At 62.9% G+C, this 13,669-nt stretch carries 10 protein-coding genes, 1 tRNA gene and 1 pseudogene; 2 read left to right on the plus strand and 10 right to left on the minus strand.

The features are described 5' to 3' along the window. Position 1: 1 nt before the first annotated feature. The 3 genes from tmk to ACOQPC_RS08130 form a co-directional block, all read right to left on the minus strand. Positions 2-628: a dTMP kinase gene (gene tmk, locus ACOQPC_RS08120; protein WP_420605244.1), complete on the minus strand. Its 627-nt coding sequence runs from the start codon at positions 626-628 to the stop codon at positions 2-4. After that, positions 628-1,764, minus strand: coding sequence for a D-alanyl-D-alanine carboxypeptidase family protein (locus ACOQPC_RS08125; protein WP_420605245.1), 1,137 nt, complete (start codon positions 1,762-1,764; stop codon positions 628-630). The genes tmk and ACOQPC_RS08125 overlap by 1 nt, the downstream gene beginning before the upstream one ends. Positions 1,765-1,869: 105 nt before the next feature. Next, positions 1,870-2,907 carry a lytic murein transglycosylase gene (locus ACOQPC_RS08130; protein ID WP_420605246.1) on the minus strand — a complete coding sequence of 346 codons (1,038 nt, stop codon included), beginning with the start codon at positions 2,905-2,907 and terminating at the stop codon, positions 1,870-1,872. A gap of 153 nt (positions 2,908-3,060) precedes the next feature. Here ACOQPC_RS08130 and ACOQPC_RS08135 point away from each other — a divergent pair. Next, positions 3,061-3,150, plus strand: a tRNA-Ser gene (locus ACOQPC_RS08135). 139 nt (positions 3,151-3,289) lie between these two features. Here the strand turns inward: ACOQPC_RS08135 and ACOQPC_RS08140 are convergent. Next, positions 3,290-5,596: a putative bifunctional diguanylate cyclase/phosphodiesterase gene (locus ACOQPC_RS08140; protein ID WP_420605247.1), complete on the minus strand. Its 2,307-nt coding sequence runs from the start codon at positions 5,594-5,596 to the stop codon at positions 3,290-3,292. A gap of 41 nt (positions 5,597-5,637) precedes the next feature. Then, complete coding sequence (locus ACOQPC_RS08145; RefSeq protein WP_420605248.1) at positions 5,638-7,371, minus strand: FecR domain-containing protein; 1,734 nt, start codon at positions 7,369-7,371, stop codon at positions 5,638-5,640. 230 nt (positions 7,372-7,601) lie between these two features. On the opposite strand from ACOQPC_RS08145, the gene ACOQPC_RS08150 reads away from it, so the two are divergent. Continuing rightward, positions 7,602-9,185: a ShlB/FhaC/HecB family hemolysin secretion/activation protein gene (locus ACOQPC_RS08150; protein ID WP_420605249.1), complete on the plus strand. Its 1,584-nt coding sequence runs from the start codon at positions 7,602-7,604 to the stop codon at positions 9,183-9,185. A gap of 225 nt (positions 9,186-9,410) precedes the next feature. Here ACOQPC_RS08150 and ACOQPC_RS08155 read toward each other — a convergent pair whose 3' ends face one another. The 5 genes and pseudogenes from ACOQPC_RS08155 to ACOQPC_RS08175 all read right to left on the minus strand — a co-directional run bounded on the left by ACOQPC_RS08155 (position 9,411) and on the right by ACOQPC_RS08175 (position 13,654). Further along, complete coding sequence (locus tag ACOQPC_RS08155; protein WP_420605250.1) at positions 9,411-10,217, minus strand: DUF1206 domain-containing protein; 807 nt, start codon at positions 10,215-10,217, stop codon at positions 9,411-9,413. 56 nt (positions 10,218-10,273) lie between these two features. Beyond that, complete coding sequence (locus tag ACOQPC_RS08160; RefSeq protein ID WP_420605251.1) at positions 10,274-11,020, minus strand: HAD family hydrolase; 747 nt, start codon at positions 11,018-11,020, stop codon at positions 10,274-10,276. Beyond that, positions 11,017-11,882 (minus strand): annotated as a pseudogene (locus tag ACOQPC_RS08165) (aminotransferase class IV). Before ACOQPC_RS08165 ends, ACOQPC_RS08160 begins: the two are co-directional and overlap by 4 nt. Before the next feature lie 6 nt (positions 11,883-11,888). Then, complete coding sequence (gene lpdA, locus ACOQPC_RS08170; RefSeq protein ID WP_420605252.1) at positions 11,889-13,310, minus strand: dihydrolipoyl dehydrogenase; 1,422 nt, start codon at positions 13,308-13,310, stop codon at positions 11,889-11,891. Beyond that, on the minus strand, positions 13,307-13,654 hold the full coding sequence (locus ACOQPC_RS08175) for an acyl-CoA thioesterase (RefSeq protein WP_420608101.1): 348 nt from the start codon (positions 13,652-13,654) through the stop codon (positions 13,307-13,309). Before ACOQPC_RS08175 ends, lpdA begins: the two co-directional genes overlap by 4 nt. Positions 13,655-13,669 lie beyond the last annotated feature (15 nt).

A 13,669-nucleotide genomic window follows, 5' to 3' on the forward strand; every position in this document is an offset into this window, starting at 1 on the left:
TCTAGGAGATATAGTCGGCGAGCGCGGATGCCAGGGCGTGCGTGACTTCCTGCTGCGAACCTTTGGCCTCCACGGTGCGGAAGCGCTCGGGTTCCGCCGCGGCGAAACGGGCAAAGGCGCGGGCGACATCGGCATGGAAATTTCCGCCCCGCGATCCGATGCGATCCCCCGCCCCGCCGTCCCGCTCCTTGGCCCGGCGATCGGCCTCGGCGGCGGGTAGTTCGAGTAGCAGCACTCGGTCGGGCACCAGGCCGCCGCTGCCGATGCGGTGGAGCGTCATCAAATCCTCGTCCGACAGGCCGGCGGCGGACTGATAGGCGCGCGACGAATCCACGAAGCGGTCGCTGAGCACCCATTGGCCCCGCTCGATCGCGGGGCGGATCAGCTTGGCGACATGGTCCGCGCGCGCCGCCGCGAACAGCAGCGCCTCGCTCGGCGCCGTCCAGCGGTCCGCCGCGCCGTCGAGCAGCAACCCCCGGATCGCTTCCGCGCCGACGGTGCCGCCGGGCTCGCGGGTGGTCACGACATCGATGCCGCGCCGCGAGAGTTCGCCGGCGAGCGCCTTGACCTGGGTCGATTTACCCGTCCCCTCGCCCCCTTCGAGCGCGATGAAACGGCCTCGCTCCATTAGGCGAACAGCGCCAGGAAACCGTTCCGGATGCGCGCGAAGATACCGGCCTCGCCGACCTTCTCGCCGGCCACCAACGGCATGCGCTGGGTGCTGCCGTCCGCGGTGGTGACGACCAGTTCGGCAACTTTCGCGCCCTTCGCGACGGGTGCGGCGATCGGCCCCTGATATTGCACCGCGAGCTTGTAGTCGCCGCCCTGGTTGGCGGGCAGCGTCACCGCCAGATTGCGCGGTGCGACCAGCGAAACGCTGCGCGATCCGCCCTGCTGCACCTTTGCCTCAGCCACTTCGGCGCCTTTCGAGAAGAGCGGCTTGGTGGTCCAGGCGCCAAAGCCCCATTCCATGAACGAGACCGACTCCTTGATGCGATTGTTGTAGGTGTCGAGCCCGGCGACCACCTCGACCAGGCGGCGGCCATTCTGCTCGGCCGAGCCGGTGAAGCCGTAGCCCGCCTCGTCGGTATGGCCGGTCTTGAGCCCATCGGAACCCTGCACCTTGCCGATCAGCGGATTGCGGTTGGGCTGTTTGATGCCCTGCCAGGTAAATTCATGCTGGCCGTAAAATTCGTTGTAGAGCGCCGGATGCTCGTCGAACGTCGCCTTGGCGAGCGTCGCCAGATCGCGCGCGGTGACATAGGTGACCCCCTCGTCGGGCCAGCCATTGGCATTGCCGAAATGGCTGTTCTTCATACCGATCGCGCGCGCCTTCTGGTTCATCAGACCGACGAACGCCTGCTCCGAACCGGCGAGCCCTTCCGCTAGCACGACGCTGGCGTCGTTGCCCGACAGGGTGACGACGCCGTGCAGCAGCTGCCGCACGGTCACGTCCTCGTTCACGCCGAGAAACATCGACGAGCCGCGATTATTCCATTCGCGCCAGGTATCTTCGCGCACGCGAATCTTCTTGCTCTTGCTGACCTTGCCCCCGTCGATCAGGTCGAATGTGACCAATACGGTCATCATCTTGGCCATCGACGCCGGCGGGATGCGCTTGTCGGCACCGCGTGAATACAACACCGCACCCGAACTCAGATCGACCATATAGGCGATCGGAGCGGCGCTGTCATAGGTCGGTGTGGCGGCAGACGCGGGTATGGCGAGCGATAGGACGGCGGCGAAACTCAAAATGTGGCGCATGGGATTCCGTTTTGGCTGGAGGTTAGCGATTCACGATGACGGCGTCCGAATAGCCCGCATGGCGCGCCGCTTCCACCCCTTCGCGCGCATCGCGGACCTGCAAGCTCAAGGCTGGATCTGGTCCGCAAGCAACCCCACCCCCATGGCGTAGAAATTCGAGCAATTGTAATCCAGAATCGCGCGGTAATTCTGCGTCAGCAGATAGGCGGTGTTGCCGGGGCCATCGGGCTCCAGCAAGGTCGCCAGAATCTGGTCCTTCTCCTGCGGCCAGAAACCCCGCTGCGCGCGGAAGCCGAGCCGTTCCCATTCGGCCAGCGTCAACCAGCGCGTGTGGCGCTCGAACACCCGGGGGCAGCGGGTCGGCACGGTCAGGTTGCGATAGGCGTTGCGATCGAACCCGGCGGGCACATCGACGGCGACGCCCCAAGGCCGGTCCCGACGCCAGCCCGCGGCCACCAGATAATTGGCGATCGAGGCCATGGCATCGGCCTCGCTGTCCCAGATGTCGGCGAACCCGTTGCGGTCCTCGTCGACCGCGAGGCGCAGATAGACCGAAGGGAGGAATTGCGGCTTGCCCATCGCGCCGGCCCAGCTACCGGTCAGCTTGTAGCGCGGCACCCCGCGGTCGACCATCTTCAGCGCGGCGATCGCCTCGCTCTCGAACAAGGCCCGCCGGCGGCCTTCATAGGCCAGCGTGGCGAGCGCGCTGATGGTGTCGAAATTACCGGTATAGCTGCCGAAATTGCTCTCCTTGCCGTAGATCGCGAGAATGATTCCCGGCGGCACGCCAAGCTCGCGCTCGATCTGGTCGAGCTGCGGTTTGATCTGCAGATATTTGTCGCGGCCCGGACCGGCCTTTCCGACGATCGCGCGCTGCTCGTCCGATCCGGTGAACATCGGGATCGGGCCAGTGCCGCCGCCCCCGCTCGCCTTCTGGTCGATGCGGATGGCGCTCTCGCTGAACTCCAGCGTGGGCAGCACCCGGTCGAGTGTCTCGGCGCCGACGCCTTCGGCCAAAGCGGCGGCGCGCAATTGGGTGAGATAGGTTTGAAAACCATAGGCATCCTGCGCAAAGGCAGGCTGCGAGCCCACCAGCAGCAGCGACGCCATGCAGGTGACGATAGCCAGAACTTTACGCGGCATGAAAACTCCCTCGAACCACCCCTTTGTGGACCGCTATCCTTTTCGCACGGATGAACCGCCGGTGGAACCCGCAAATGGTCGCCATTCGGCAACGCTTCGACGCAAGCCTTTGCAGCACGTCCCGCCCGCGCTAAACAGCCGCGCCGGCACGCCGGAAGGGTGGCAGAGTGGTCTAATGCAGCGGTCTTGAAAACCGCCGTGGGTGCAAGCTCACCGTGGGTTCGAATCCCACCCCTTCCGCCATAAACCTTTCCGCAACCATCCGCAGGCGGTTATTGTTTGTAATCGCGCAAATTCAGCCGCTCGTCGTCCCTGGCTATGACTTGCGAGAATATCAAATCAGGTGTCGCTCGCTAAATGCGGGCACGCCGCAATTATCGTCTCAAGCCGCCCGCTTCAGATTATCATCCACCAACGCTTCCAGCTCACCAGCGCGCATCGGTTTACCAATCAGATAGCCTTGGGCGTAATCGCAGCCCACTTCGCGTAGGAAAGCGAGGCATTCCTCGTCTTCGACTCCCTCGGCGACGATCGAGAGGCCGAGTTCGTGGCCAAGGCTTACTGTGGAGCGCACAAGCATCGCATCGCTGGCATCGCGGTGAGCGAACTGCACGAAGCTTCGGTCGATCTTGAGTTCGGACAACGGAAGATTTTTGAGATAGGTCAGGCTGGACTGACCGGTGCCGTAATCGTCCATCGATATCGATACGCCCATATCCCGAAACCGCGTCAGCGCGGCGGCGGCCAGCGACGGATCTGCGATCGCCGCAGATTCAGTCACTTCAAAGATCAGGCTTTGCGGCGGTATGCAAGACTGCTTCAGCATCGCCTCGGCAGCGGATAGAAACGACGCTGAGGCCACGAGCCGCGCGGAGATGTTCACCGCCGACCTGATTTCCATTCCGCTGGCGCGCCAGGCGATGTTGTCGTCGATCGTTCTCTGAAGCACGTAGAGCGTCAGATCGGTGATCCGGTCACTTTCCTCCGCCAGCGGGATGAACAGGTCCGGCCGAAGATAGCCGCGCTGGGGATGATTCCAGCGAACCAGCGCCTCCACGCTCGTTATCCGGTTCTCGGCCAGCGCCAGCTTGGGCTGATAAAGAACTTCCAGCTCATTATTCGCTATCGCAGCATCGAGCTCGCCCATGAGCGACACTTGTCGTTCCAGCGCGGCCTCCTCGGCAGCGGCATGGTAAAGCCAGCGCTCCCCCTTACGAAGGGCTTGGCTTGCTGCGTGAATGGCCTCGGACAGCGCGCGACCCTGGCCCACTCCAAACGCCATCTGAACGTCGATCTTTCGCCCTCCGACCTCCACTGGACTTCGCATCAATGCAGCGAGCCCGGCCAGAGTCGATTCCAGTTCGCCATGTTCCCCATCGAAGAACCAGACCAGTGCGCGATCTTCGGCGCGGTAGACAGTTTTTCCAGCATTGCCCATTTGCAGGCGCTCGGTGATCCGCAGAATGAGCTGATCGGCCAGACCTTCGCCCAGCACCGTCTCAAGCCGCTCATAGCCACCGATGGTCGCCGCAACGGAGAACAGAACCTTTTCATCAGCCTCGGCTTCGAACGCAAAGCGATTGGGCAAGCCCGTCCGCACGTCGTGCATACGGCGATGAAGTTGCTCTTTCCGGAAGTTCTGGATCAACACAAGAACGGTCGCACCAGCGATGACGAAAGCTGCGGGGACGATGTCGAACAGAAGCGATCTGGTGGACCAAACGAGATAATATGCGCCAGCGATGATCGCGAATGACACCGCGCTTCGCGCCAACCCGGCGCTGCGTGAAGACGCTCTCAAAATCCACAGGATCAGCAAAAACGCAAGAATGATCGGACCGATAGCAGCGGCATTGGACGGAATGCCGTTATAGAGCGTTTCGGCCGCCATGGCTTGCACGACCACTCCAGGAATAACGCCGTAAAGCGGCGTAGCGTAACGATCTCCCAATTCGATGGCCGTCGCGCCAATTAAAATATCTTTACCGGCGATCCCCGAGGGATCGAAGCGCCCGTCTTCGATATCGATAAAGCTGTGGCGCGGAATCGAGCGCGGCTCGATCGCAAAATCGACTGGAAACGGTCGTCCCGCGGTGCCGTTCTGCCCTGCAATCTGGGCCGCAAGGGAAGGCCGCGGCGTTCCATCGGTTATGCTGCCGAGTGGCATCTGGCGCACCAGGCCATCGGGATCGGGCGAGACTGCTACCGAAGCGATGACGGCATGGTCACGCAAGATGGAAATTGGCAGCGTGTCCAGCATACGAGCATCGGACGGCCCGGCGACTTGAGCAAAGGTGGGCAAAGTCACGACCGCCGCGCTGTTCGCTAGCGCCTGCGCGAGCAGTCCGTCATCCGTGCCCTCCGAAGGGCTCGACAAATCGACGTCGAAGGTGATCGAACGTGCACCGGCGGCGTTCAGGCGATCGACCACCTTGGCATAATGATCCCGTGACCAAGGCCAACGATTGATCTTGGCAAGGCTTGCTGCGTCTATCTCGACGATATGCAGATCACCGCTCGCCTCATGGGACTGTGCGGCGAAGAAAGGAACCCGCAGGGCATTTTCGACCTTGGTCGTCGCGCCGCTCGTCCATGCAACCAGCGCGACCGAAATAAGCATCAGCGCCTTTGAAAATGGGCCGCGCCATTGTCGCCAAAAGCCAGAAGGCCGACCGGGTTCAGCGGTCATCGGATCCACTCTCGCGATCAAACGCCCCAAGCGTCAGCCGCTTAGTCGCCACCCTTTTTACCGCTGCCCTTGTCGGGCTTACCCTTGTCGCCTTTGTCCTTGCCGGGCTTGTCATCCTTGCCCTTGTCGCCGTCGTCCTTGCCGGGCTTGTCGTCCTTGCCTTTGTCGCCGTCGTCCTTGCCGGGCTTGTCATCCTTGCCTTTGTCGCCGTCGTCCTTGCCGGGCTTGTCATCCTTGCCCTTGTCGCCGTCGTCCTTGCCGGGCTTGTCGTCCTTGCCCTTGTCGCCGTCGTCCTTGCCGGGCTTGTCGTCCTTGCCCTTGTCGCCGTCGTCCTTGCCGGGCTTGTCGTCCTTGCCCTTGTCGCCGTCGTCCTTGCCGGGCTTGTCGTCCTTGCCTTTGTCGCCGTCGTCCTTGCCGGGCTTGTCGTCCTTGCCCTTGTCGCCGTCGTCCTTGCCGGGCTTGTCATCCTTGCCCTTGTCGCCGTCGCCCTTGCCGGGCTTGTCGTCCTTGCCCTTGTCGCCGTCGTCCTTGCCGGGCTTGTCGTCCTTGCCCTTGTCGCCGTCGTCCTTGCCGGGCTTGTCGTCCTTGCCCTTGTCGCCGTCGTCCTTGCCGGGCTTGTCGTCCTTGCCCTTGTCGCCGTCGTCCTTGCCGGGCTTGTCATCCTTGCCTTTGTCCTCGCCGCCATCGGCAGGTTTATCGGCGGGACCTTTGTCCTCGCCGTCATCCGCAGGCTTATCAGCGGGGCCCTTGTCATTGCCGGGATTTTCACCTTTGACCGGCGCATCGTCCTTGGCGGGCGACGGGTCTTCGGGCGGCCTCCCGGCTGCGGTTTCGCCTCCATCCTTCGGGCCTGCGCCCTTGCCGGCGGTATCCCCGCCCGCACCCTTGGCAAAATCCGGCCGTTTCGGGTTGGTCGCAGGGCTTACCACTGCCGACGCCAGAATTACCGGCGAACTTCCGGTCACCATGCCGTCCGTCGCCTTGCCCATATCGACCGGTTTGCTGGTGATGGCGGCATCGATGTAAGTCGCTCCCGCGGTGCCGGAAGCGGGCTCTTCGCTGCCTTTCGCATCGCTCATCAACAAATCTCCCGGGGACCCGTTGTCGCTCGGTTGCGCCGAGGGATCGTCGGGCGAAGGCTGGGGGTCCGCCGCCGGTTCCCCGGCGGAGCTACCGGCCGGCGCCGGCACGGCAACCGTGCCTTCCTGGCGAAGCGGCGAATCCACGACGCGCGGCTGATCGCCGCTGATCGACAGGCGGTAGCGATCGCCCGCGGCGATCATCGCCACCGATCCGGGGCGGACGAGTTCGCGCGCGCCGCCATCGCTGGTCGCAACCTCGACCACGCCCTCGGTCACCTGAAGCGACGTATCCGACGGACCGACGGTGATCGAGAAGGTGGTCCCCTTCACCACGGCGGCGAGATAGGGCGTGTCGACGGAGAAATGCGGTGTGCCGCGTTTCTCGACGCGAAATATGGCGTTGCCCAGGTCCTGAATGAAGCGGGTGAATTTCGAGCCAGCCTGCTCCGCCGGGATCCGGACCCGGCTATTCGACGCGACGGTTACGAAATCCTGGCCATGCACCAGAACGGCGCGCCCGCCTTGCCCGGTCACGATCGCATCGCCCGGACCGACTTCGGCGCCGCGCTTCGCGGCCACGTTCTTGCCATCGCGCTGCAGAACGACGCTCCCGCTCGCCTCGCTAACACTCCAGCCGTCGGAACCGGCGATCGCCTGCGTGCTTACGCCGGCCAGCAGAGCCGTAACGGCCATCCGAGTTGCTAATTTGAACATGGAAAAAACTCTCCTTGGCCTTCGCCATAGATGGAGAGGTGTTCGAAAGGCCTTTCCGGGAATGGTTAGCGAGTCCTTTCCATTGACGTTTCTGAAAGGATTCGAAGGCACATAGCGATCATATTAGCTTACACCGATCCGAGGTCGCCGTGCGTTATCGATCCCTTTTCGCAATATTCCTGATTGGCGCGGCCGCGACTGCGCCCGCAATGGGCCAGCAGACGCTGGACCGGGTTGATCCGGCGCGCGCCGAAGACCGGTCGCTCGAAAGTTTGCCTGACGATCAGGACACCGCGCTCCCTGTGGTAGTTGAGCAGGCGAAGGTCATTGCAAACACTGGCCCGAGCTTTGCGGTGGGCGCCATCGACATCGTCGGCCTTCAAATGATGTCGCGAAGCGAATTTTCCGATATTGTCGAATTCTACATCGGACGGACCCTGACCCCGACCGATCTTGGCACATTGGCTGATCGACTTGCGGCGCGAGCAAGCGAGCAATATCCCTTGGCCAGCGCCGCAATCGAACCGCAGGCCGTTCGCGCAGGCGTTGTGAAAGTCCGTATCGACGAAGGCCATATCGATGGCATCAAACTCGACGGACCGCAGAACCGTGCCGTCCTCGCTGCGCTTCGACCGCTCGCGACCGGACGTCCCGTAACGACCGCCGAACTCGAACGGCGCCTTTTGATCGCCGGTGATATCGACGGCATCTCACTCGGCAATACGCGCATCGAACGTCAGGACGGCCAGACGATCCTCGCCGTCAAAGTGGAGCATCAATCATTCCGGGCACAGGTCACGTTCGATAATGACAGCATCAAGCCGCTTGGTCCGCTTGAGCTATTCGGCTCGGCTCGCCTCAACGGCCTGCTCAGCGATGACGATAGTCTCCAGATATTTGCGCTCGATACCGTGCCGCAATTTGACGAACTCGCCTTCGTGCGGCTGCGTTACGGCAAGCGGATCAGCGCCGATGGCACGGAAGTGTCAATCACCGGCTCTTATTCGCACAGCGCGCCCGGTGCGTATCTGGAAGAGCTCGACATTGACGGAGAAAGCTGGCTTGTGTCGCTCGGCGCGCTGCACCCATTGTCACGCTCTCGCCGCAACAGCCTGTGGCTTGAAGCGTCGCTCTCGCACCGCGAAATCCGGCAGGAGCGTGCCGATATTCTTGCGCGGGAAGACCGGCTGACGATCGCCGGGCTTGGACTTTATGGATATACGCAGGTGGCAGGCGGACGTCTTCGGGTGAACACATCGGTGGCGCAGGGTCTCGATTTGCTGGGGGCCACCGAACCGAACGATCCGTTGTCGTCTCGCGACGATGCAGACGGCACCTTCACCAGTTTTTCTTTTTTCGCCGACTGGAACAAGAGCATCATCGGCGATTTCGGAACAAAGGTCGCGGTGCGTTCCCAACTTGCGACCCAGCCCCTCCTTGTATCCGAAGAGTTAGGGATTGGCGGAGCCGGCTTCGTGCGCGGCTATGACTATAGCGAGCGATCCGGCGATCAGGGCGTGGCCGGCTATTTCGAACTGAATTACGACTGGGACCGTGATCTCGGTCCCGTCAACGGCCTAGAATTTTACGCGTTCGCAGACGGCGGCAAGGCGGTGAACCTAAATGACGGGTTTGGCAGCGGCTCGCTATTCTCCACGGGTGGCGGCTTTCGCGCGGACGTCGATCGCCACACCGATGCCGGGCTCGAGGTTGCGGTGCCCCTGTCTGGCGACAGATACGACACCGACAACGCAGATCCGCGTATCCGTTTCACCCTGACTCGATATTTTTAAAATTCAGCCGGTAGTTCCATTGATATAATTGATCATCCTGAAGTGCGGGAATCTTTTGGTCCTGAAGACACGATAAAGATGCGAACTCGCTCTTGCGCCTTCAACCAGTCCATCATGATGGTCCGGACCGCTTTCACAGCCAATATTGATAATATTTGGGTGTGGATTGATGCTCAGAACGACACGCATGATTTGCGGATTGGCCAAAGCATCATGCGGTTTCGGTCATGTCCGTTTATGCGCCGCTCTCTTCAATCGCTCGATCACGTCTTCGTTGCGGATGGTGCGATAGCGCGCCATGCACAGGCTGAAGATCCCGAACAGCAGAAAGCCGAGCGCGACCAGCGTGAACAGCCAGCCATGCTGCTGCAGCGAAGCAATCGCGCCGCCCACGCCGCGCACGTCGCTGCCCTGCTCGGCCAGCGCGGCCTTGACGGTAAACCAGCCGATCGCGAGAAACACCACGGCGCGCGCGGCAAAGCCTGCCCGGCCCAGATATTCAACGAAACCGGGAGCGTCCGCATCGAGCAGTTTCATGAATTTGGCGGTATAGGCCTTTATGCCCTGCTCCACGCCGGCCCCGACAAAGCAGAGGCCGATCAGGGCGAGCAAGATGCCGCCGCCGGGGAAACCCAGGATCATGCTCGCGGCCTGCTCCTGACCGCCGCCGCCCGATGATCCGCCGTCCGCGCCGCCAAAGACCGATTTTGCCGCGACGAATGCCAGAAACAGATGGCCGAGCCCGCTCGCGACATGGCCGAGCCGTTTGACGATCCCCTTGGCGCCGTCTCCCCCACCTTCGATGTCGATCGCCGCGCCGTAAAGGCGGAAGATGCCGTAACCGAACAGCCCGATGCCGGTGAGAGCGAGCAGCAGCGTGCCGCCGGGCATGTCCTCGATCCGGTCCAATATGTCGGTTGCGCCCGATCCTTCGCCGGTGGTCAGCGCGATGTAACCGATGAGGAAATAGACGGTGGCGCGGGCGAGATAGCCGGCGCGCGCGATGTTCTGAACCTGTGTGACGCGGCTCATTCTCTGGATATCCCCTGCTCGTTACGGTAGCCGAACGATTGAGCGATGAATTGGGTTCATGTCCGCATCGACCTGGTCAGTCGGTGGGCCTTGAGCCGATCATAATAGGGCCGCGCGCGATCGGCCAACGCCGCGTGACCCGCATCGAGCTCGGGCGAGGCCGTCGGCGGCGGCGCGAAGCCGCTGCTCGCCGCGACCGCATTGTACCAGTGCGACGCCCAGATGCCGTCGGTTGGGCGCAAGCCTGGCGCCCACTGTAGCATGGCAGGATCCCATGCGATGCCGAGCGCGGCGCAGAGCGATGTCAGCACGCTTTCGGGATTTGCCAGCACGTCGCCGCTGTCGATCACCGGCGGAGCCGTACCGCGCCGATCGGCGATCCGTTCGAAATAATCGCATTGCCGCGCGAGACCCAGATCGTCGAGATCGACCGCGACGCGCTTCTCGGCATAGCTCGCGATCACCCGCGCGGGATCGCGGATGAGAAAAGCATGGGCGTGATCGGGAAAATCGCCGATATCGACCGGGCCGACCATTTGGTGCGGCATATGTTTCTGATACCAGATCGGACGTCCATCCGGCACCGGCCCGCGCATCGTCTCGGCTACCGAGTCCCAGGCGCAATCCATCGACGCGATCACCTCGTCCGCCATCGGCTGCCGGTCGCCGGTCGCTTTCAGGAAGGCGCCGTAAAAGGGTTCGTCGGTGACGGCGCAGTCGCCGCGCGAGCCGAAGCTGCGCATCATGGCGGTCGAGATGGTGCGCGGACCGGACCACATGGCGATGCGTACGGGCTCGCTCATGCGGCGACGTCCGCCTCGATCAGCGCCTGGTACAGCCCCTGGAGCCGTTCGACCGTCGGCCCCCTGCCCTCGGTCAGCGCGCGGCCGTCGACCGAGCGCACCGGCACCACGCCGGCAAAGGTGCCGGTGACGAACGCCTCGTCCGCGCCGTAGACGTCGGTCAGCGAGAAATTCCTCTCGAACACCGGAATATCGTTCTCGCGGCACAGGCGGATCACGTTGGCGCGGGTGATGCCGCCCAGGCAATAATCGCCGGTCGAGGTCCAGACCTCGCCCTTGCGTATGATGAAGAAATGCGTGCTGTTGCAGGTCGCGACGAAGCCGTGCGGATCGAGCATCAGCCCTTCGTCCGCACCCGCCTGCGTCGCCTGGATGCAGGCGGTGATGCAGTTGAGCTTGGGGTGAACAGCGTGATACCCCGCTCCACCGTTGTGGGCGGCACCGCCTTGTATTCGGGAATGATGACGATGGTGGCCGGCGATATCACCACGCGCGGGTCCTGATAGGGCGTCGAGCGGATGCCGCGCGTGACCATCAGGCGGATGTGGACGCCGCTGGTGTCGGCATCGATGCCGTTGCCGGTCAGGCAGGCGTAGAGACGCTCGGTCAGCCGCTCGCGGCTCAGCCCGATATCCATCGCGATGGCCTTGGCGCCCTCGAACAACCGGGCCAGATGCGCCTCGAGAAACGCGATCCGACCATGGTGGACGCGCAGCCCCTCCCACACGCCGTCACCGAGCATGAAGCCGCTGTCGAACACCGACACGCTGGCCTCGGCGCGCGGCACCAGCGCACCGTTCACGTCGATCAGCACATTCGCGTTGCGCGGATCGGCCTCGTAATCATGCGTGCCCTTGGCCATGCGCGATCAGTAGTGAATCGCGCGGCCATAGGCGTCGAGCACGCTCTCGTGCATCATCTCGCTCAAGGTCGGGTGCGCGAAGACGGTGTGCATCAGGTCTTCCTCGGTGGTCTCGAGCTGGCGCGCGACGACATAGCCCTGGATCAGTTCGGTCACTTCCGCGCCGATCATGTGCGCGCCGAGCAGCTCGCCGGTCTTGGCGTCGAACACGGTCTTCACGAACCCTTCCGGATCGCCCAGCGCGATCGCCTTGCCGTTGCCGATGAACGGGAAATTGCCGACCTTGACCTCATGGCCCGCCTCCTTCGCCTTGGCCTCGGTCAGGCCGACGCTGGCCACCTGCGGGCGCGAATAGGTGCAACCCGGAATGTTCGACTTGTCGAACGGGTGCACGTCCTCGCCGGCCAGTTTTTCCACCGCGATCACGCCTTCGTGGCTCGCCTTGTGCGCCAGCCAGGGCGCGCCGGTGACGTCGCCGATGGCGAGGATGCCCTCGACATTGGTGCGGCCGTAGCCGTCGGTCTCGATATGCCCCTTTCCGGTCTTTATGCCGAGCTTTTCCAGGCCGATGTCCTCGGTGTTGGGCACGATGCCGATGGCGACGATGACGTGGCTGAAATCCTCGGTCGTCGACTTGCCCTTGGCATCCCCTGCCCCAGACCCCGATCCGGGGTTGATCGTGGCTTTCACGCCTGATTTCGAGCTTTCCAGCTTCTCCACGCCCGCGCCGGTGCGGATGTCCATGCCCTGCTTCTTCAGCGCCTTGTGCATGAAGGCGGAGACATCCTCGTCTTCCACCGGCAGGATGCGATCGAGCATTTCGACGATCGTTACCTCGGCGCCCATGTCGCTGTAGAAGCTGGCGAATTCCACGCCGATCGCGCCCGATCCGATGACGAGCAATTTGGTCGGCATTTCCCTGGGCACCATGGCATGGCGGTACGTCCAGATACGCTCCCCGTCGGCCTTGGCGAACGGCAGATCGCGCGCGCGCGCGCCGGTGGCGATCATGATCGTCCTGGCGGCGATCTCGGTGGTTTTGTCATCGTCCGATTCGACGCCGATCTTGCCCTTGCCGGTGATCGCGGCGACGCCGTGGACCACGTCGACCTTGTTGTTCTTCATCAGATGCGTGACGCCGGCATTGAGCTGCCCCGCCACCTTGCGGCTGCGGTCGACCACCTGGGCGAGGTCGAACCCCGGCTTCTCCGCGATCAGCCCATATTGCGCGGCATGCGTCATATAATGATAGATTTCCGACGTGCGCAGCAGTGCTTTGGTCGGAATACAGCCCCAATTGAGACAGATGCCGCCCAGCTTCTCGCGCTCGATGATCACGACCTTCATCCCCAGCTGCGCCGCACGTATAGCCCCAACATAGCCGCCAGGGCCGGATCCGATGATGGCGAGGTCGTAGGTGGTGGTCATGATGCGCTTTCCTTCCGTGTGATCGGTCGTGGCCGACCTTCCTCGTCAATGGCTACAAAGGTGAAGATGGCTTCGGTAACCTTGACTTGCTCTTCGTCATGGCGGTGACGACGCCACGCTTCTACGGCGATCTTCATGCTGGACGTGCCAAGTTTGGTAAGATCGGCATAAACAGACACTTCGTCGCCAATCTTGACTGGATGGTGAAACTGCATTCCGTCCATCGCGATCGTCACGGCGCGTCCGCGGGCTCGGCGGGCGGCGACCAGGCCAGCGCCGCTGTCCATAAGGCTCATCAACCATCCGCCGAATATATCTCCATAGGCATTAGCATCGGCCGGCATGGCTGTAACGCGAAT

It is taken from the genome of Novosphingopyxis sp. (assembly GCF_965218915.1).
Taxonomy (GTDB): domain Bacteria; phylum Pseudomonadota; class Alphaproteobacteria; order Sphingomonadales; family Sphingomonadaceae; genus Novosphingopyxis.